Source organism: Virgibacillus byunsanensis (assembly GCF_042675965.1).
Taxonomy (GTDB): domain Bacteria; phylum Bacillota; class Bacilli; order Bacillales; family Amphibacillaceae; genus Virgibacillus_R; species Virgibacillus_R byunsanensis.
On the sequence record NZ_JBHTKJ010000012.1, the window covers coordinates 175,712 to 196,074 of the forward strand.

24 protein-coding genes and 1 pseudogene are annotated in these 20,363 nt (G+C 36.0%); 1 reads left to right on the forward strand and 24 read right to left on the reverse strand.

The annotated features are described in order from the left end of the window. The 22 genes from fliR to flgB form a co-directional block, all read right to left on the reverse strand. Positions 1-780 carry a flagellar biosynthetic protein FliR gene (gene fliR, locus ACFQ3N_RS06060; protein ID WP_390360519.1) on the reverse strand — a complete coding sequence of 260 codons (780 nt, stop codon included), beginning with the start codon at positions 778-780 and terminating at the stop codon, positions 1-3. A 3-nt stretch (positions 781-783) separates the two neighbouring features. Continuing rightward, on the reverse strand, positions 784-1,053 hold the full coding sequence (gene fliQ / locus ACFQ3N_RS06065; protein WP_390360521.1) for a flagellar biosynthesis protein FliQ: 270 nt from the start codon (positions 1,051-1,053) through the stop codon (positions 784-786). A 34-nt stretch (positions 1,054-1,087) separates the two neighbouring features. Beyond that, entirely contained in the window at positions 1,088-1,753 is a 666-nt protein-coding gene (gene fliP, locus ACFQ3N_RS06070) for a flagellar type III secretion system pore protein FliP (RefSeq protein WP_390360523.1), read from the reverse strand. After that, entirely contained in the window at positions 1,746-2,402 is a 657-nt protein-coding gene (locus ACFQ3N_RS06075; protein WP_390360729.1) for a flagellar biosynthetic protein FliO, read from the reverse strand. Before ACFQ3N_RS06075 ends, fliP begins: the two co-directional genes overlap by 8 nt. 13 nt (positions 2,403-2,415) lie before the next feature. Continuing rightward, a complete protein-coding gene (locus ACFQ3N_RS06080) occupies positions 2,416-2,778 on the reverse strand; it encodes a response regulator (protein ID WP_390360525.1) in 363 nt (120 codons plus the stop codon). A 20-nt stretch (positions 2,779-2,798) separates the two neighbouring features. After that, positions 2,799-3,956, reverse strand: coding sequence for a flagellar motor switch phosphatase FliY (gene fliY / locus ACFQ3N_RS06085; RefSeq protein ID WP_390360527.1), 1,158 nt, complete (start codon positions 3,954-3,956; stop codon positions 2,799-2,801). Then, a complete protein-coding gene (fliM, locus tag ACFQ3N_RS06090; protein ID WP_390360529.1) occupies positions 3,946-4,944 on the reverse strand; it encodes a flagellar motor switch protein FliM in 999 nt (332 codons plus the stop codon). The genes fliY and fliM overlap by 11 nt, the downstream gene beginning before the upstream one ends. A gap of 33 nt (positions 4,945-4,977) precedes the next feature. Then, positions 4,978-5,397: a flagellar basal body-associated protein FliL gene (gene fliL, locus ACFQ3N_RS06095; protein WP_390360531.1), complete on the reverse strand. Its 420-nt coding sequence runs from the start codon at positions 5,395-5,397 to the stop codon at positions 4,978-4,980. Further along, positions 5,390-5,608, reverse strand: coding sequence for a flagellar FlbD family protein (locus ACFQ3N_RS06100; protein ID WP_390360533.1), 219 nt, complete (start codon positions 5,606-5,608; stop codon positions 5,390-5,392). Before ACFQ3N_RS06100 ends, fliL begins: the two co-directional genes overlap by 8 nt. 45 nt (positions 5,609-5,653) lie before the next feature. Further along, positions 5,654-6,763 (reverse strand): flagellar hook-basal body complex protein, encoded by a 1,110-nt coding sequence (locus tag ACFQ3N_RS06105; RefSeq protein ID WP_390360535.1) that lies wholly within the window; start codon positions 6,761-6,763, stop codon positions 5,654-5,656. An 84-nt stretch (positions 6,764-6,847) separates the two neighbouring features. Beyond that, complete coding sequence (locus tag ACFQ3N_RS06110) at positions 6,848-7,225, reverse strand: TIGR02530 family flagellar biosynthesis protein (RefSeq protein WP_390360537.1); 378 nt, start codon at positions 7,223-7,225, stop codon at positions 6,848-6,850. Position 7,226: 1 nt separating this feature from the next. Next, positions 7,227-7,703, reverse strand: coding sequence for a flagellar hook assembly protein FlgD (gene flgD / locus ACFQ3N_RS06115; protein WP_390360539.1), 477 nt, complete (start codon positions 7,701-7,703; stop codon positions 7,227-7,229). 9 nt (positions 7,704-7,712) lie between these two features. Then, positions 7,713-9,059 (reverse strand): flagellar hook-length control protein FliK, encoded by a 1,347-nt coding sequence (locus ACFQ3N_RS06120; protein ID WP_390360541.1) that lies wholly within the window; start codon positions 9,057-9,059, stop codon positions 7,713-7,715. Positions 9,060-9,086: 27 nt separating this feature from the next. Beyond that, the gene (locus ACFQ3N_RS06125) at positions 9,087-9,671 is read right to left on the reverse strand and encodes a MotE family protein (RefSeq protein ID WP_390360543.1); all 585 of its coding nucleotides are present in this window, start codon (positions 9,669-9,671) and stop codon (positions 9,087-9,089) included. 8 nt (positions 9,672-9,679) lie between these two features. Beyond that, positions 9,680-10,126, reverse strand: coding sequence for a flagellar export protein FliJ (gene fliJ / locus ACFQ3N_RS06130; RefSeq protein WP_390360545.1), 447 nt, complete (start codon positions 10,124-10,126; stop codon positions 9,680-9,682). After that, positions 10,126-11,445: a flagellar protein export ATPase FliI gene (gene fliI / locus ACFQ3N_RS06135; protein WP_390360547.1), complete on the reverse strand. Its 1,320-nt coding sequence runs from the start codon at positions 11,443-11,445 to the stop codon at positions 10,126-10,128. Before fliI ends, fliJ begins: the two co-directional genes overlap by 1 nt. Then, on the reverse strand, positions 11,442-12,200 hold the full coding sequence (fliH, locus tag ACFQ3N_RS06140; protein ID WP_390360548.1) for a flagellar assembly protein FliH: 759 nt from the start codon (positions 12,198-12,200) through the stop codon (positions 11,442-11,444). Before fliH ends, fliI begins: the two co-directional genes overlap by 4 nt. After that, on the reverse strand, positions 12,193-13,203 hold the full coding sequence (fliG, locus tag ACFQ3N_RS06145; RefSeq protein ID WP_390360550.1) for a flagellar motor switch protein FliG: 1,011 nt from the start codon (positions 13,201-13,203) through the stop codon (positions 12,193-12,195). Before fliG ends, fliH begins: the two co-directional genes overlap by 8 nt. Before the next feature lie 14 nt (positions 13,204-13,217). Further along, on the reverse strand, positions 13,218-14,813 hold the full coding sequence (gene fliF / locus ACFQ3N_RS06150) for a flagellar basal-body MS-ring/collar protein FliF (protein WP_390360552.1): 1,596 nt from the start codon (positions 14,811-14,813) through the stop codon (positions 13,218-13,220). A gap of 105 nt (positions 14,814-14,918) precedes the next feature. Further along, complete coding sequence (gene fliE, locus ACFQ3N_RS06155) at positions 14,919-15,176, reverse strand: flagellar hook-basal body complex protein FliE (RefSeq protein ID WP_390360731.1); 258 nt, start codon at positions 15,174-15,176, stop codon at positions 14,919-14,921. A gap of 63 nt (positions 15,177-15,239) precedes the next feature. Further along, a complete protein-coding gene (flgC, locus tag ACFQ3N_RS06160; protein ID WP_390360553.1) occupies positions 15,240-15,695 on the reverse strand; it encodes a flagellar basal body rod protein FlgC in 456 nt (151 codons plus the stop codon). Positions 15,696-15,697: 2 nt separating this feature from the next. Then, on the reverse strand, positions 15,698-16,096 hold the full coding sequence (gene flgB, locus ACFQ3N_RS06165) for a flagellar basal body rod protein FlgB (RefSeq protein WP_390360554.1): 399 nt from the start codon (positions 16,094-16,096) through the stop codon (positions 15,698-15,700). A gap of 1,559 nt (positions 16,097-17,655) precedes the next feature. Here flgB and tnpA point away from each other — a divergent pair. Then, positions 17,656-18,042: pseudogene (gene tnpA / locus ACFQ3N_RS06170) on the forward strand (IS200/IS605 family transposase). 117 nt (positions 18,043-18,159) lie between these two features. Here tnpA and codY read toward each other — a convergent pair. Together codY and hslU are read right to left on the reverse strand one after the other, a co-directional pair. Next, positions 18,160-18,939, reverse strand: coding sequence for a GTP-sensing pleiotropic transcriptional regulator CodY (gene codY, locus ACFQ3N_RS06175; protein ID WP_390360556.1), 780 nt, complete (start codon positions 18,937-18,939; stop codon positions 18,160-18,162). Positions 18,940-18,969: 30 nt separating this feature from the next. After that, positions 18,970-20,361, reverse strand: a complete 1,392-nt coding sequence (gene hslU, locus ACFQ3N_RS06180; protein ID WP_390360558.1) for an HslU--HslV peptidase ATPase subunit — start codon at positions 20,359-20,361, stop codon at positions 18,970-18,972. Between the last annotated feature and the right edge of the window lie 2 nt (positions 20,362-20,363).

Consider the following 20,363-nt stretch of genomic DNA (forward strand, 5'->3'; position numbering starts at 1 on the left):
TTATGCACCTCCGAACAATTGCATCAAGCTTCTTATAGACTGGAACATCCATTCAAATAAATTTTTAGCTAATACAACGTAGAGGCTTAAGAAAAATAAAATTACGACAAAACTGACGAATATTTTCAAAGGTAAACCCACTACAAATACGTTTAGCTGTGGAACGGTTCTTGCAATAATTCCTAATGCTACATCTACGAGAAACAGACAACCCACAATCGGAATAGCAATTTGAAATGCAATTAGAAACATCGTATTAAATGTTTTGATAATATAATCGACGATGGACTCATTTTGAAACGGTATAAATGCATCAATCGGAATAAAATTATAACTATAAAAAATTCCATCTATTAATAAATGGTGCCCATCAACCGATAATAAAAATAATAGAGCAATAATATAAAAGTACTGACCAATTAATGGACTTTGAGCACCTGTTTGTGGGTCTATGACGTTTGCAATCGCAAACCCCATCTGAAAGTCGATAAAACCACCAGCTATCTGTACTGCTGATAGGATAATATAAGCCAACAAACCAATTAAAAGTCCTATTATTATTTCTTTTATAAGTAATAACAAAAACATTTCATCGAAAACAATCGATGGTGAATCAATGGTATAAAACATAATAAAGGCAAGGAAAAAACTAAAACCAATTTTAAAATGTGTTGGAATTGTCCGATAAGAAAATAAAGGCAACGTTACAAAAAAAGCTGCTACGCGCACAAATATTAGTAAGAAAATAGGAATGGCAGAAATGTTAATCATGTCTAACATGGTTTACCCTACAAATCTATTTAAATTTTGAAATACTTCTACGGTGAAATCAATCATTCTTGTTAACATCCAAGGTCCAAAGAAAACTAATCCTACTAAGACGGCTACAATTTTCGGAATGAAGGCAAGTGTTTGTTCTTGAATTTGGGTTGTTGCCTGAAAAATACTTACAAGTAGACCTACAGCTAATGCCAAAATAAGTAATGGTCCTGCTACAAGCAAAATGGTATAAATGCCTTTTTCAGCTAAGGTTAAAACATATTGACTACTCAAACAGCAGGCCCTCCTTCTTTCGTTAAATTGCCCATTAAAAGCCGTCTAGAAGTGATTGTGTGATCAAATACCAACCGTCTACTAATACAAATAATAATATTTTAAAAGGCAACGATATCATCACCGGTGGTAACATCATCATACCCATAGACATCAGCACACTAGCAACAGCCATATCAATAATTAAAAAAGGCACAAATATCATAAATCCCATTTGAAAAGCAGTTTTCAGTTCACTGATCGCAAAAGCAGGAACCAAAGTTGTCAAAGGAATATCTTGTACCGTTTCAGGTTTTTCCATCCCAGCATAATTTACGAATAATGCTAAATCTTTCTCTCTTGTATGTTTAGCCATAAAATCCTTCATCGGGGTACTAGCACGTTCATAGGCTTCATCCAGCGTAACTTCCTCATTAAAAAGAGGCTGCAGTGCTTCATCATAAACTTCACTGAATGTTGGCGCCATGATAAAGAATGTTAAGAATAGTGCTAACCCAATCAAAACTTGGTTAGGTGGCATTTGTTGCGTCGCAAGTGACGTTCTAACAAATGATAGAACAATAATAATTCGTGTGAAACTAGTCATTAAAATGACAATACTAGGTGCTAATGATAAAACAGTTAATAAAAGTAATAATTTTACTGATGTGGCAACAGATGAAGGATCTTCACTAGCAAACATATCAACAAACTCATTCATTTTTATCTTCCTTGTGTCGGTTAATTATTTTAGTTCGGTTTTTCTTCAGTTTATCAAGTTCAGTTGTAAACAAGTTTTTAAAATGATCTTTACTTGATTCTTCATCTGTGTTTTCTTTTTTAGGAAATAAAGATGTGATTAAACGATTAGGGTCAAACTTGGTTGGTTCCTCATCATCGTTTAAATCTTTTATCATCTCTTCATCTGTAATTTCTTGTAACATCTCAATATTATCTCCAACACCAATAACGTAATAGCTTGACCCAATTCGGATGATTTGTACCGATTTACTTGGTCCGACTGATATACCACCTAAATTTTCAAGGGCTTTTACTTTAGAAAAAAGTTTGTTTCGTTTGTTTAAAAATTTTAATAATCCATATATAAGTCCTAAAACTAGTAGTAAAGCTAAAACTAATTTGATTAAATTAAAGATTAATGACCCGGTGCTGACTCCAACACTTTCACTCTCTGCTGAATCATCTGTAGTTACCTTCGTTTCATCAGCTATTGGTTCACCTTCGTCATTACACTCTATTTCCATACATTCAGGTACTTTTGCTGCTTCTACTTGGAAGTTAACATTTAGACCCATCGTTATAAGTAATACTAGGATACTAACACGCGTTAAAGACTTTTTAATCACCATACTCACTCGTTTCTTAATCTAATGCCTTTTGTATTGCTTCAATTACTCGATCAGCTTGAAATGGTTTAACAATAAAATCTTTGGCCCCAGCCTGAATAGCATCAATTACCATGGCTTGCTGTCCCATTGCGGAACACATAATTACTTTTGCCTCTGAGTTAGCTTTCTTGATTTCTTTTAAGGCAGCGATTCCATCTAATTCAGGCATTGTAATATCCATGGTTACAAGGTCAGGAGATAATTCTTTGTATTTTTCAATTGCCTCTACACCATCTTGTGCTTCTCCAACTACTTCAAAATCATTTTTTGTTAAAATATCTTTAATCATCATTCGCATAAAAGCAGCGTCATCTACAATTAATATTTTTTTTGACATTTGTTTCATCCCCCTAAATATTATCTATTAAGTTTCATTAATCTAGCTGATTGACTAATAATATCCGTAACTCGCACACCGAAGTTTTCATCGATTACTACTACTTCACCTTTGGCCACTAATTTCTCATTAACTAATATATCGACAGGCTCACCAGCTAATTTATCTAATTCTATGATAGATCCCTTAGAAAGGTCTAAAATGTCTTTAATGGTTCGCTTCGTTCGACCAAGTTCTACTGTTACTTTTAATGGTATATCCAACAACATATCGAGATTTCGTTGCTCGTTCTTTTTAAGATCAACTTGTTCAAGGTTTGAAAATGTTGCTTGATGCACGGAAGAATTGTGTTGATCAATACTGTCACCTAAGTATTGCGGGCTTTCATTTTGATATTCTTTTGTTTGTTGTTTTATATTATTGTCCTGTGCAGGTTTCTCTAATTGTTCTAAAGATACAGCTGCCTCTTCCATAGAGTTCTCTGCTGATGAATCATTTAAGAGTTGTGCAGCTAACTCTTTTGCAAAATGGACCGGAATCACTTGCATTACATTAGAATCAATTAAATTTCCTACTTTCAACTGAAAAGATACTTTAACTAATACATCTTCATCAGGAATCGATTCCTCATTTGGTTCACTACCCTTTGAATTGAATGTAATAGACGGTGGTGAAATATCAATTCGTTTTTGAAATACTGTTGACATGCTAGTCGCTGCCGAACCCATCATTTGATTCATAGCTTCTTGTGCTGCGCTTAAATGAATTTCTTTTAACTCTTCTGGAGGACTTGTACCATCTCCACCCATCATGATATCTGAAATGACTGCAGCATCAGCGGATTTCATAACTAGTACATTTCTTCCTGTGAATCCTTCTACGTAATTTACTTGAATCGTGACATGATCAAAATCAAATTCATTATTTATATCTACTTTTTTAACAATCGACACTTTAGGTGTTGTTATGTCCACCTTTTGACTTAATAGTGTTGATAATGTAGTAGCAGAACTTCCAAATGAAATATTCCCAATTTCGCCCAATGTATCTATTTCAATATCTGACAAATAATCTTCCACGTTATCATTGAACTGTGTATCTACTTCTTCGTCTTCCTCTTCACCAACTTTTAATAGTGCATCTATTTCATCTTGGGAAAGCATTCCGTCATTCGTCATTATCATTCACCCCTTTAATTTCCTCTAACACTTGCACGGACATCTTGTTTTTATGTTTTCCAGGTTGCACATAAAATTTGGGTTCGTTATTAACTGTCAGTGTTAATGGACTGTCTATAGATTGATTTAGTCCTATTACATCATCCTTATGTAAATGTAGCAATTGATCTATACTTATAGTAGTTTCCCCTAACAGTGTTGCTGCATCAACAGTAGCTCTTTGTATATTCCTATTTAATTTTTCATAGTCTTCAGGATCTCTTTTCTTGGTACTTGTTTGCATCCAGTAATGAACTGATAATTTAGGGATTATTGGTTCGAGCACAATATGTGGAATACATATATTAATCATCCCACTTGCTTCTCCAATTGTCGTATTTAATGATACGACAACCACTGTTTCATTTGGTGAAACCATCTGCAGAAACTGTGGGTTTACTTCAAAATCTTCTAATACAGGATCCATTTCCACCAATGATGACCAGGCATCCTGAAGGTTCACCATTGCCTTCTCAAACAACTGAGACATGAGCAATGTTTCAATTTCTGTTAAATTTTCTACCTTATTTATTCCACTGCCTCTACCACCTAGAACGCGATCAAGCATACTGTAAGCTATATTCGGATTTACCTCCATTAAAATTCTACCTTCTAATGGATGGACACTATAAATATTTAAAACCGTCATTTTTGGAACGGAACGAATAAATTCCTCATAAGGTATTTGGTCTACTGAGGCAACTGAGATATTTACCTGTGTGCGTAATTGCGCTGAGAAAAACGTTGTTACTAAACGTGCGTAGTTCTCATGAATTCTTGTAATACTTCGAATCTGATCCTTGGAAAAACGTAAAGCACGTTTAAAATCATATACCTTTACCTTTTTTTCTTTTTCTTCTTTTTTCAATTCATCTGCGTTCATCTCACCTGTAGAAATGGCAGATAATAAATCATCTATCTCAGTTTGCGAAAGCACTTCCTGAGCCAAAACCCTCACCTCCATACCGGAGTATTAGTATAATTATTGCAAAATTTTATTGATCGTATAAACGTCTGTTATTTTCCCACTTGTCATTACTTCATTTAATTTTAATTGCACAACGTCTTCTAAATTAGAAAGACCAGTTTTAAAATCTTTTTCGTTCATCGTCGCTAATTCTTTAATGAGTATATTTTTCAACTGAAACTCACGTTTTGTAATTTCTTTTTTAGCTTTCTTTCCATCCGTAACGATTTGAAACTGAATCCGTACAAAACTGCCATCCTCTAAATCTGTTGTTATTTCAGATGTTTGATGGGAGTATTCAACCATATCGTCTATTGATCTAGCTTCCCCATTATTCTTGTCACCAGTTACATTCAGTACCACAACTAGTGCGATTACACCACCCAACATTAAAATCATTAAAGATGTTACCATTGTTTTCGCTAGTTTATTCACTTCCATCACCTGCCTTATTCAAACATCCGCTTAGCCCTATTTCCTGATAAAATCCGGTAACTAATTCACTAACTTTCGCCTCTGTATCTTTAACAACAATTTTTTTGCCGTTTGTTAGTGTAATTGTTGTATCGGGATAAGATTGAATTTGCTCAATCATTAGTGCATTTAATGTAAAAAGTTCATCGTTCAACCGAGTTAATTGAATCATATAATATGGCGGGAGCACCTATAACAGGTACCCCCTACCTCCCTACTATCGTTTTAGATTTACAAGCTCTTGTAATATTTCGTCCGAGGTTGTGATTATTCTAGTATTTGCTTGGAAGCTTCGCTGTGCGGTAATCATTTCAGTAAATTCTTCCGCTAAGTCAACGTTAGACATTTCCAGTGAACCACTAACAATGGAAGCTACACCGTCTGTTTCTGGTACAGCCAGCCCATTATAGCCAGCATTCTCTGAATTTAAGAACAGGTTACTACCCGCTTTTTGTAGACCAGCCGGGTTAGAAAAGTTTGCAACCACAACTTGGCCAGCAACTTGGTTATTTCCATTTTCGTCAATGTAATTGACAGTACCATTAGACTGAACACTAAAGCTTTGTGCAGTGTCAGGAATGTTAATAGGGTTTGTAACACCAGTATCCATTTCACCTGTTCTTACAATTGATTCTGTTGCTGTCGATTGATCACTAGGTCCCGTTACAGTAATTGTACCGTCTGCAGCAGTCTCAATAGTGTATTCATCGCCATTATCAGCTGTTATAGTAACTGTTCCGTTACCATCTACCGTAGTGCTATCAATCGGCACATCGGCTCCACCAACTGTTACAGTAGTTTCGCCATCAATTTGTGTAATAACTGTTTCTCCTTCTGCTAGATTTGCCACAGTTTCAGTTCCCGTTATTTCCGGAAAGCCCATCAAATACATTCCCTCTGCATTAACAATGCTTCCTTCTTCATCTAAATAAAAATTTCCTGCGCGTGTGTACGATACATTGGAATCTTCTAAATTACCAGGTTCTAGATCACTTGCTACAACAAACATCCCATCACCTTCTAATGCAAAATCTAACGGGTTATTTGTAGATTGACGAAAACCTTGCGTATGAATATTATCAATTGATCCTAATTGTGAACCTAAACCAACTTGTGCAGGATTTACACCACCACGCATTGGATTTCCATCTGGATTTATAGTTGCACCTTGTGCGCCTGAAGTCATTTGACTCATCATATCTTGAAATGTAACACGACCTTTTTTAAAACCAGACGTGTTGACATTGGAAATATTATTACCGATAACATCTAATTTGGTTTGGAAATTTTTCATACCTGAAATCCCTGCATACATTGAACGTAACATTTAACATTCTTCCCTTCATGGTTTCATAGAGTTTAGCTGTATCAATCCATCAACAACTAGTTGGCCTCCCATTCGGGTCCAGCCTTATTCATTAATTAAAATAGTTCCATTTATATTCGTGAAGATTCTGCTTGTTGCTTCTTCTCGATTCATTACTGTTACTACCGTGTTATTTTTAGTACTTACCAATAAAGCTGCGTTGTCAGTAACCACCAACGAATCGGTAACACCTTTTCCTCTTGCTTCTCCCATTTTTTCTGTAATGGCATTCCATTGTTTTTCATTTAATTGAATATTTCTTTCGTCCATTCGCTCCTGTGCATGCTTGCTTATTTTTAAATTCTGTTGCTCACTAAGTATATCCTTGAAATCAACAGTAGGTGCTTTTTTTACGTTTTCCTTTTTTACAGTAGGATACTGGACTGTATGATGTTGTTGTAGCTGGTGAATCCGGTGATCCATATTACTCACTTCCTTCAGAATCATCTGTAGCAGGCGAATCATCATTTGGTTCACTTATTTGAGTAATTGCTTCTGCGTAAATTTTTTCACCATTCTTTAATTCTAATACTGCATCACCTTCATGTTGACTAACAGCAATAACTCCACTTGTTTCTATATCAAGTTTTGCTCCTGTTTCCTGATCATACGCTTGATAAGAAACGTTTTTCCCAATCATATGGCTATATTGAACAACTGGAGAAACGGACTGGTTAGTAACTAACTTTTCGAGTGAATTTGCCATATTCATTGTCTGTTCTAATGAAGAAAAAGATGCCATTTGGGAAATGAATTCTTTATCTTCCATTGGATTTGATGGATCCTGATTTTGCAATTGGGTCATTAATATTTTTAAAAACTCATCTTTGCCAAGATCAGGGCTTGGTGTTCTGGAACTTGTCTGGTTTTTCAAATAAAGCGATGGATCAATTGTTGTCAATTACCTCACCTACACTTTCTCGTTCATTAATAATTCATGAAATTGTGTTTCAAAGTCATCCTCATCTTTTTGGTCATCATTATCTTCAGATTGGTGTGACGAGCCCTGATCTTCTTTGTTCAGTGCTTGTTCTTCCTGTTCTTTGTTCAAATCCTGTTGCGTTTGTTGTGAACTCAACTCTTGCTTTTCTACCACAACCTGATGTGGGGAGAACATGTTTTTTAATTGACTCAAATTAGACTCAAGCATTTCCTTTGCAGCATGAGAGCTTACCATTATCTTAACGGTCATCTCTCCATTAATTTGCGTCAACTTAACCATCATTTCACCGAGATTCTCTGGTCGCAAAGCAATCGATAGTTGGTTTGTTCCGTTATTCATAGATAAGAATTTACTAGTTTTCATTACCTTTTGAAATTGTTCCATTAGTTGTTGATCAGCTGATGGAGCGTTTTGTGTTTGATTAATATGAATAACGTACTGTTCCACTCGTGACATAGGCATTGTTGAGAAAGAAATACCTTGCCCTGCTACTTTCTCTGATTGCAATTGATTCTTGTTTTGTCCATTTAATGCACGTTGCAGCCATTTGGATACATCAGTACTTGTTACGGTCGCATTTGTATTATATTGCTGCTTTGCAACAAACTGGTTCCGTTTTTGGAAAGCTTGTACCAACTCCCTCCAAACAGCCTGTTCTTTCGTACCATCTGATTTGGAGATATCTAGTTGTGAGGTTCCAACTTGTTGATTAGTTGTCGATCTTTTCTCTAAAGAAACCCATTGTTGCATCAGTTTCAGTAATTGCGGTGCCATTTTTTGGACATTTTGTTGATTACTCACCTTTGATAGAATAGATTCAACTTTTGCATATATGGCTGCAAACTGTTTTTGGATCTCTGATTCATTAAGTTGGGAATCAGTAGATAGTTGAAAAATAGAAGCTACCGAGCTGCCTGTTGTAAATGCTGTCGAATTAGTCTCTTCTAGCATTTTTCGCAACATCTCTTCCAACTTCTGAAATCCTGCTTCCTTTGTGAAATTATTATTTTCTAGCAGTTGCTCCACTTTTAAAAGAACTTCCCCATCAATCTCTTTATCATTTACTAATTGTTCTAATCCTTTAGATCCTGACAAAAGTTGCAATAAGATGTTTTGCAAATCATCCGGCATTTCTGATAGCGAAGTCATTAACTCGGATGGTTCCATTCCATCTTCGTCAGTTGAGGATCTCATATCTCCAAGTAGATTTTGAAATACATTCGCTCCATCAGTTAACAACTCTTTACTAGGCTTGTTTGGTAACGCTTCAGTTGGCTGCACCATTTGTTGAAAAAGCATTCCGACTACGTTCAATATATCACCCCCTTTCAAAAGCTCGTTTTAATTTACAAATAACTGCGTTAATTCAGCTGCCAATTCCGGATCCATTTCTTCAAAAATTTCTCCTCGAACATCATTCGACAGTTCTTTCAGTATCGAAACCGCTAATTCCTTTTCTAGACTCTGAAATATTAATGCCGCTTGCTCACTATCCATATCTTTAAAGGATTTAGAGACTGTTGTTACTGGACTATCTACTAGCTCTGTATCATCATTATTGTCGGTTTCTTCACTACTTTGGTTGTTTTCTAGTTTTATAATTTCTTGCTCTAGTTGTTCCGTTGCAGCTTCAAGGGCACGCACCTCCTGGTTCAACTGTTCGATCTCATTATCTTTATTAGCAATTGTAGATTCCATCTTTTCTTCTATCCGTATTGTCTCTTCTTCCTCATCAGTTGTGATCCACGAAGATATAACTGGAATGTTATTTCCGGTATTCTTTGCCCAGTCCACAACATTAACACCTGCAACTGAAAAGATAATGATCGTGAGCGTTATGACAACTATAATGGGAATAACGATAGCAAAAAAGAACCATAATAGTGGATTCATTTTATTTTTTTCTGGTTTTGTTTGGTTAACCATGCTTTTTTTCACCTATGTTTCTGGCTTAAATATTGTTGAATTGATGTCTCATCCATTAGTGCATTGTCATTCTTCTTTATCATTTCTTCTTTTTCTTTATGCCGGTATTCAATGATTTTTTCAAACTTTTTTACTTCTACAAAAGCGCTTGTTAGTTTTTCTTGGTTGTTTTCCATGTCGGTTCTTGCTTTTTGTACATCATTTTGCAAACTCATAATCTGGTTATTTAATAGTTCGATATATATTACTTGTTCTTTAATTTTATCAATGGGAGTTGTTTCCTTGAGATACAGTTCGTATGAATCCTCAGCAGCTTCTTTTTTCTTTAATAAGTTATATAGCTGTGTAGCAATATTCTCAAAAAACTCAATGGATTGATGGTACACTCTTTGTGCATTCTTTTTTTCATTTTCTCGTATGTGTAAAATCTTCGACAATGCCATTGTTTCAGCCATCAATCAACACCTCCATTAAGCAACTGTTCCATCATTTGAATGGACTCATCTAGCGTTTGATATTCTAATACACCCTGTTTAAGAAAAGCTTGTATCTTCGGATAGAATGCAATGGCTTTATCAATCTCTCGATCCGTACCACGTTTATATGCACCTATTTGGATTAGTTCACTATTTTCTTCATAAGTAGCCATTAAAGACCGTATCTGCTGAGCAACATCTAAGTGCCTCTTACTTCCAATTTGATTCATCACTCGGCTAATAGACTTTAAAACATTAATGGCAGGAAATTGACCTTGTTCTGCCAGCTTGCGGTCTAATACGAAATGACCATCTAGGATACCTCGAACAGTGTCTGCTATTGGTTCATTCATATCGTCACCATCAACTAAAACGGTGTAAAAAGCTGTAATAGTACCCGTTTTACTTGTTCCAGTCCGTTCAAGCATCTTTGGTAAGGTAGCAAATACTGATGGTGTATACCCTTTAGTTGTGGGTGGTTCCCCAGTAGCCAAACCTATTTCTCGTTGAGCCATTGCTACTCTGGTAACGGAATCCATCATTAAATTTACCTGATACCCTTGATCTCGAAAGTATTCACTTATAGCCGTTGCCGTGTAAGCTCCCTTTATTCGCATTAATGCTGGTTGATCAGATGTAGCAACGACAACAATTGACTTTTTTAAGCCCTCTTTGCCGAGATCATTTTCGATGAATTCTCTTACCTCTCTACCACGCTCCCCTAAAAGGGCTATTACATTTATATCTGCATTACTATTTCTGGCAATCATCCCTAATAATGTACTCTTACCTACACCACTTCCAGCAAAAATACCAATCCGTTGACCTTTGCCGACAGTTAACAATGAGTCGACAGCCTTTACACCTACTTGTATCGGTTCAGTTATTGGCGGACGTGATAATGGGTTGGGTGGTGCTTGTTCTGTTAAGTAGTTAGATAATCCTTTTGGTAGTTTTGAGCCATCCAAGCTACGTCCTAACGAATCTACCACATTACCAATTAACCCGCGTCCGATCTTTACCATAAGAGGCTTTCCAGTTGATTCAACCAAACAGCCTGGACCAATTTCTGTTACCTCTGCATACGGCATAAGAATAATTTTTTCTTTATTAAATCCAACTACTTCTGATACTACAGGTGGCCGTTTGTTACTAGATGAATGGATGTAACAAACTTCACCTATGTTTGCATCTGGTCCTTGTGACTCAATCATTAAGCCAACTACACGTAATACTTTTCCATATCGTTTATACGTTTCAGCTTGCTCAATTGCTTCTAGATAAAGCTCTTTATTCATGGTGATTGCTCCATGGAGATCTCTGATAATACTTGTCTTAGTTGAATTAGTTGAGTATCAATACTTGCATCAATTTGACCATATGGATGTTTTATTAAACACCCGTTTTCTTCTAAATCTTCATTAATATATATGGAAACTTTTGTATCAGTGTCTAAAATCCGACATATCTCATCTTTTTGCTGTAAAACATATTCATAATTATCAGGGTGTAGATAGATCGAGATGTTTGATTGATCTTTTATCTCTTTAATTGCTGCTTTAACAATTTCCAAAAATGAATTCCGATCTTGTGATATATGTTGTTTAATCAATTTCTCAGCTGTTTTGATACCTAGTTCTAATATCGTTTCTTCACTTTTTTCAACTGTAGCATGATAGTCTGCATTAGCTAGCTCCACTATACTGTTTGCTTTAGCTATCAGTTCCTTATACTGGTTTAAACTATCCTGCTTCCCACTGGTAAAACCTTCATTATAGCCTTTATTTTTAGCCTCTTCTATATATTGCTGTTTTTCTGATTCCCATTTTTGCTTTGCTTCTTCAATCTGAGCATCTGTTTCATGAAGTAGTGATTCCTTTTGTTCTTTAATTTGTTGTAATTCCTCATAGCCTTTTTGAACTTTCATTTGTATATCTTCGTTTTGATTAATCACTTCAGTCTCCGTATTATCTTCCTCTTTTATAAACTGAATTGGTTTTAGTCCTATAACTTTTTTATCAAGCTTAGAATTATTCGAAAAGATATTAGACAATAATATCGTCACCTCCACCACGTGCTATGACAATTTCCCCTATCTCTTCTAATCTTCGTATGATGGCAACAATTCTCGTTTGAGCTTCTTCTACATCACGAAGGCGAACAGGTCCCATATATTCCATTTCTTCTTTAAACGTTTCGGCCATACGCTGAGACATATTTTTAAATACTATATCTTTTACTTCATCACTAGCTACTTTTAAGGATAATCTTAAATCCTCATTTTCTACTTCGCGAATTACACGTTGAATTGCGCGATTGTCAAGGATCACAATATCATCAAAGATAAACATCCGCTTTTTAATTTCATCCGCTAATTCTGGATCCTGTATCTCCAATGCATCAAGTATTGTTCTTTCTGTACTGCGATCAACACCATTTAAGACTTCAACCACAGCTTGTATTCCGCCAGTTTGTGTATAGTCCTCTGTTAGAGAAGAAGAAATTTTTCTTTCTAACACTTCCTCTACTTGACTAATTATTTCAGGGGAAGTGGAGTCCATTGTTGCAATTCGTTTTGCGATATCTGCCTGCATTTCTGTTGGTAACTCAGATAATATTTGCCCAGCCTGTTCAGCATCGAGATATGATAATACAAGAGCAATTGTTTGGGGGTGCTCCCCTTGAATGAAATTAAATAATTGTTGTGAATCTGCTTTTCGTGCAAAATCAAATGGTCTAACCTGTAAGGACGATGTAAGCCTGTTTATGATACCAGTTGCTTCCTGTTTACCAAATGCTTTTTCCAATACCGTTTTGGCATATCCTATACCGCCCTGGGAGATATAATCCTGGGCAAGTGCTATTTGATGAAATTGGTCGAGTACTTCTTCCTTAATACCTGTTTCAACTTTTTTTACAGAAGATATTTCCAAGCTTAACTTCTCAATTTCCTCTTCTGATAAATGTTTGTAAACTTGTGCGGATACATCTGGACCTAAGGAGATTAAGAGTATAGCTGCTTTTTGTTTACCTGTTAATTCTTTTTGTCTTGCCATCTATGAATCCCCCCTTAATCATCAGAAATCCAGCTTCTTAACAGTTTTGCAAATTCCTCTGGTTTATCTTTCGCCATTTTTTCCAGTTGTTTTTTACGAACAACCTCTTCTGAATCTTCTTTTTCAGGAATGTCTGGTATTTCTGTTTCTACTTCAGTAGTAACCGCTTCTTGAACTACTTCTTCATCTTCATTTTTATTACGCATTAATAGAATAATTAAAATGATAATAATTACTAGTAAAACTCCACCTGCAACATACATCCAGGTTGGTATTGGCGAGGACGTCGTTTTAGGTGTGTCAGCACCACCACTGAATTCTTGAAATACTATTGATATCTTTTCTTCGGGATTTACTTCTCCATACTCTTTATCAATTGATGTTCCAATCATAGAATCTAGTATGGAAGCTATTCCAGCTTGAACTGCATCCTGGTCTTGTTGCGTTAGATAAATTATTTCGTCCCCATCCTGTTGTTCTCTAGCATTATCAACTGCTACTTGGATACCTAAATCACGAACTTTATAGGGACTTTCAACGATATCTCTTCGAATGCGATTAAATTCATTATTTATAGTTTCTTTGGATAGTTCATATTCCCCGTTGTTTCCATTCTCTACGCCTTCGTAGTTAGGAATGTCTTCATCGCCAACTCCTGCATCACCACCAACTGGAGGGTCCCCTGTATAGGATTCCTGGATAGATTCAATACTGACTGGAAGACCTTCCATACTCTCTAGGTCGACTGGTTCTATAAGTTCTTCTACACGGTTTTCCTGTGTAAAATCGATATCGGCAGTTACAGAAACGATTACATTTTCCATACCTACCATTGCGCCTAACATCTGTTGTAGCCTTCGTTGGATATCACGTTCAATATCCTTCTTCACTGTTTGTTGATATGTATATACGTCTTGGTCACCATAAGTATTTTCTGAATTACGGTCAAAGTATTCAAAGTATTGATTCATGATCACGATGTTTTCTGCAGATAGATTTGGCACTGCTTTTGAAACTAAGTGGTATAAAGAATCTACCTGATTGCCTTTAAACTGATAGCCAGGCTGCGTGTTAATAACAATGGATGCAGTTCCTTCCTGTGCAGCTTCACTAACAAACACGGGATCCTTAGGCATGTTAATCATTACCTTTGCACTTTCGATGCCATCAATGCCTCGCATTAGGTTAGCTAATTCCGTCTGCATAGCATCTAATTTCATTACATCGAATTCATTATCACTTATTCCCCATGATGCGTTTTCACTGAAAAATGAATAATCGATACTTCCACTGTTGGGAATACCCTGACCAGCAAGGTCTACAAGTAAGGAGTCAACACGATCCTCTGGGACGGTTATGGTTGTTCCTCCACCTTGCAATTCGTATGGGATGCCTCTTGCGTCTAATTCGGTCTTTATTTGACCTACCTCTTGTAAAGATAAATTATTATATAATGGCACAAATTTAGAATTAGACGTGAATAGGCTAATAGCTACTATCAAAGCAACAACTATTGCTAAAGATCCTATAAAAATTCCTTTCTGGCCTTTCGAACGACTTGACCAATAGGAACTAGCTGTGTCTTTGAATGTCATGATTTTTTCTTTCATATATTCCCCCGCCAAATTCTAAAAGTTTAATAGATGCATGTATTAAAGTTGATAATTAGCACCTTAACACCTTTAGTACCTATAAATCTTTTCTAGTTATTATTTCTATACTTGCATTCTCATAATCTCGTTATATGCATCAATTACTTTTGACTGAACCTGAACAGTAGTCTCTAGTGTTATACTCGCTTTTTGAGCAGTGATCATGACATCATGTAAATCGTCAATTTGCCCGTTAGCTAGAGCTTCCGTCTTTTTATCCGATGCCTTTTGTGCGTCGTTAACATTTTCAATAGCACTCTTTAATGTGTTAGCAAAACTTGCCTGAGCTTCACCAGGTGAAATAGTTTGCTTTGCATTCAATTGATTAGGTGGTACAGGTTGTGATAAACCATTAACAAATTGGTTCAATTCTTTCACTCCTCATTATTTTCCAATCTCTAACGCTTTCATCAGCATGCCTTTACTAGCATTTACAGCTGTTATGTTTGCTTCATACGATCTGGTTGCGCTCATCAAGTCAACCATTTCTTTTAACGGATCAACGTTGGGCATCTCCACATATCCATTTTCGCCTGAATCAGGATGTGTAGGATTGAAAACGAGTTTAAAAGGTTCATCATCTTCTGTAATTCCTGATACTTTAACACCATTTCCTGGATTTGAATAAGTATTAGAAGCTTTATGTAAAAAAGATTGAAAGCTTTTGTCCTTTGGTTCGATCTCGACCATTTTTCTTCGGTATGGCTCAAATTCTCCATTTTCATTTACAGTAGCTCGTGTTGTTTGTGCATTAGCAATATTTGAAGAAATAACATCCATCCGCAGCCTTTGAGCAGTTAATGCACTTGCACTTGAATTTAAGGCATTAAATATTGACATTTTTAGTTCCCTCCTCTAATTACCGTCTGCAAACTTCCAAGCTTCCCATTAATTCGATCTACTAAACCTTGATAATAAATTTGGTTTTTTGCAAGTTCCGACATTTCTTTGTCTATATCTACATTATTACCGTTATGATTGTAAATGGTGTTATTATCGGTGGAAATTTGAAACGGAGTATTATTATTCTCTGTACCAAACGCTATATGTTTTGGGTGTGTTCGTTTAGTTTGATGGGTTGAGGATAGTTCATCACGTAATACATTTTTAAAATCGACACTCTTCGATTTGTAATTAGGTGTGTCTACGTTAGCAATATTATTTGAAATCGTTCGGTTTTTAGCCGATGCATAATCAAGTGAGTTTTCTAACGTATTAATAGTTCCACTAAATAGGTTCATTAAAACTCCTCCTATTACAAAAATATTTCAACGGTCATAATTCTATCATTGTATACGAATATTGTAATTTATATATGAGGTAAAGTCTATCATATTTCGACAACTTTCTTTATATGACCCCTATTTGGTTACAATTATCTAGGACTTATACCCTATTTTTATTACAATAATTGTCATAAATTGTGTGATTATAAGGATTATTGAAAATAGTTAAACTTATTAGCTAATCTCATACATATCAGTTAGTAGAAATGCTCGAAAAAGCTAGTAGTCTTTTTCCTATCACAAACATTAAAAATGTAACGTAAAATGCCCATCAAGTTGTTTGCAAATTTGATGAGCACTTTTTGTTGGTATAATAGAAATTTATGTTTAAAATCCATTATAATTGTCGTGTGATTTATACCCCCGATTTGTTTGGTAACAATAGCAAGTGTAAGTCTACATTTTGACATACAAATTCGGATGCAAATTAGCATACATAAATTTACCAATAAATTGGGAATCGTTTCGTTTCCCTTTATTCTACAAGATTTATGGATGGCACAAGAAGAGCAGACGCTTCTTGTGAAAAGAGGTAGATAATGGACGGTGAAATTTTAAGCGGACCCCAGTGCCCTTATTTGTGTCAAAAACAATGATTTTTAAGGTCGAGCGATAATTATACATAATGAAAGAAAATAAGGTCCAATGAGTTCGCAAAAAAGATAGGCTGTCTCCATGTTCAAGCAGTGTAGTTTCTAATCAAGTAACGAGGCTGCTTTAGTTCAAAAAGAGTTGAAAATTAATATAAGAAAAGCGCAAGCGCCCTGAAAGACACGACCGCATAAGCAAAACGGCTGGAGAAAGGTGTTTTTTCCTTTCGCAAGATGGATTGCTTATGTCGCGAGTGGCTGGGCGCTGGAGCTAGACATGGCTCTTGCTGACAAGAAACTTTATAGTACCAAAATTTTATACTTTCCTTACCTTTTAGAAAAACCGGGCAAACCCCGCCCGATCCTTTTCCTAGTTAGAGTACATCCGATAGTTTATATTCCTGACCATTCCTAACCATGTACGCCTTTATAATACTCAGGGTACATCTCTCCTCCACATTGTTCACAGTTAAACGACTGCCACTTTTATGATGGTTGATTGGGAGCGGAGGGCAGTCGACTCCTCGAAAATGCCTACGCATTTTATTCGTGCGATGAGTCGCTTTCGTAGCCTTCCTTGTCCTGCGGGAACAGCACGTGTCTGAAGACCCCGCAGTGGTGGATTTTCGCTACGGATGCTGAAGCCGTGCCCGCGGAAAGCGACTGCCCGTAGCGGGAATCAACCTGGCAGTTACGTCGCATTTTATATCTTTTCTCTCAAAAGCAACAAACTTTACGAAAATAGCCTTTTTTTAAAACCACAGGCTATGCCTGTGTGAAAATAATCCTTTAAGAGATGTAATAGAAAAATCTCCAATCATAGAATAGAAATGGCCGTCAAACCAACTCTAAATACGAAAGGAGATCCCACTCATGTCGAGTGACAATAGTTTATCACACACCCGGTAGAATTGTAAGTATCACATAATCTTTATCCCCAAACATAGAAGGAAATTATATGAAGTTATGAGACATCGGGGTGATTTTAAAACGATTATGTGAGATGAAAGATGTGAAATATCGAAACACTTGCCATGCTACCATATCCACATGTTGGTGAAAATTCAAGCCAACATGTCAGTTTCTTAATTCATGAGATACTTAAAAAATAAATGCTCTTTAATGAACCATGATAGACATGCGAACTTTAAATATAACAGGAATCGTACATTCTGGGCAAAAGGCTATTGCGTCAGTACAATTGGGTTAAATCAAAAAACTGTAGCAAAGTATATTCAGGAGAAAGAATCCGAGGACAGATTACGAGACAACAAGAGTAGTGAATACGTAGATCCCATTAAAAGTAGATAGGAAGATAAACGGTTGACGGTAAATTCAAAAAGCCCCTTTAGGGGCTTTTTGATTAAGTGCCCTTATAGGGCGAAACTAGAACCGCTCGTTTTACGGGCGGTTCCTTTTTACATCATTTTATCTTGAACGTAATTTTTCAAGTTCTACTAGGAATTTATTGTTCAGTACTTTAATGTATGTTCCTTTCATTCCTAATGAACGAGATTCAATAACACCAGCACTTTCTAATTTCCTTAGTGCATTTACAATTACAGAACGGGTAATTCCAACTCTGTCAGCAATTTTACTTGCAACAAGTAAACCTTCATTTCCATTTAATTCTTCAAAGATATGATCAATTGCTTCTAGTTCACTGTATGATAATGAGCTTATAGCCATTTGCACAACAGCTTTACTTCTAGCTTCTACTTCAATTTCTTCCGTTTTTTCATGTAGAATTTCCATACCTACAACTGTTGCTCCATATTCAGCAAGTAGTAAGTCATCATCATTAAAGCTATCCGTTAATCTACTTAAAACTAAAGTACCTAGACGCTCTCCACCACCGATGATAGGGACAATCGTAGTTAAACCATTTTGAAAGAGTTCACGGTTCTCCACTGGAAATGCTGTATAAGGGCTATCAATATCTAAGTTTGCAGTTGTTTCATGAACATTAAACATTTTTTGTGTATATTCTTCTGGGAATTGTCTATCTTCTAGCATAGACTTCATTCGTTCATTTTCAATTTCTTGATTAATGGCAAAACCTAGTAATTTACCTCTTCTGCTTAAAATGAATATATTGCCTCGTATTACATCCCTAAGAGAAGCTGACATTTCGTTAAAGTTTACTGACTTTCCTGTTGCCTTTTGTAACATAGCATTAATTTTTCTTGCGCGACTTAATAGTTCCATAATGATCCTCCATTTCAAATAAAAAAATTTTTATAGTATAAATTGACTTAAATCTTTGTTTTTTACAATAGTACTTAACTTTTCATCGACATAATCTGGGGTAATTGTAATTGTTTCCATGTTTATGTCTGGAGCTTCAAAGGACAAATCTTCTAGTAATTTCTCCAAAATGGTGTGAAGTCTTCTAGCACCTATATTATCTGTATCTTGATTTACCTGATAGGCAATTTCTGCCAGTCTGTCTATAGCTTTGTCGGTAAAAACAACATTTATACCTTCTGTTTTCAATAAAGCCTGATATTGCTTTAATAATGCATTAGAAGGTTCGTTTAAAATTCGTTTAAAATCTTCTACATTTAATTTATCCAATTCTACTCGTATTGGAAACCTTCCTTGTAATTCAGGTATTAAATCAGATGGTTTAGCCATATGAAATGCTCCTGCTGCTATGAAGAGCATGTGATCTGTTTTCACTGGACCATGCTTTGTAACAACAGTAGAGCCCTCAACAATCGGTAAGATATCGCGCTGTACACCCTCCCTGGAAACGTTTGGTGAGTTGTCATGCTTCCCAGCAACCTTGTCGATTTCATCAATGAATAGGATCCCAGCTTCCTCAGCAAGCTTAATTGCTTCCTGTGCTGCCTCCTCCATATCAACAAGCTTTCCCGCCTCTTGCTGTGTTAAAACTTTTCTAGCTTCAGATACTGGGAGTTTGCGCTTCTTACTCTTTTTTGGCATAAATTGACCAAAAGCATCCTGCATATTCATACCCATTTGTTCCATCCCTGAACCCTGTAGCATATCAAACATAGAAGGTGGTAATTCCTCTAAATTGACGGTAACCACATTATCTTCAAGCTCACCTAATGCCAGCTGATGTTCAACACGATTGCGTTTGTTTTTGATTTCTTCATCTTGATTTGTTTCTTTATCATCTTCATCACTTTGTTGGCCTGAAAAAAGCATCTCAAAGGGGTTTTTCATCGAGCTTTCTTTTTTCACTTGTGGTACTAAGAGTTGAACAAGTTGCTTATTCGCTTCCACTTCCGCTTTACCCATAACAGCATTCATTTTTTCTTCCTTTACCATACGTAAGGACATTTCAACAAGATCTCTAACCATTGATTCAACATCTCGCCCTACATATCCTACCTCGGTAAATTTTGTTGCTTCCACTTTTACAAAAGGGGCACCAACTAGTTTCGCTAATCTTCGGGCAATTTCAGTCTTACCTACACCGGTAGGACCCATCATCAAAATGTTTTTAGGTACAATCTCATCTTTAATGGAATCATCTAATTGCATACGGCGATAACGGTTTCGCAATGCTACAGCAACTGACTTTTTAGCTTTATTCTGACCGATAATATATTGATCCAACTGACCAACAATTTGTTTCGGAGTGTAATCTATTCCCATTC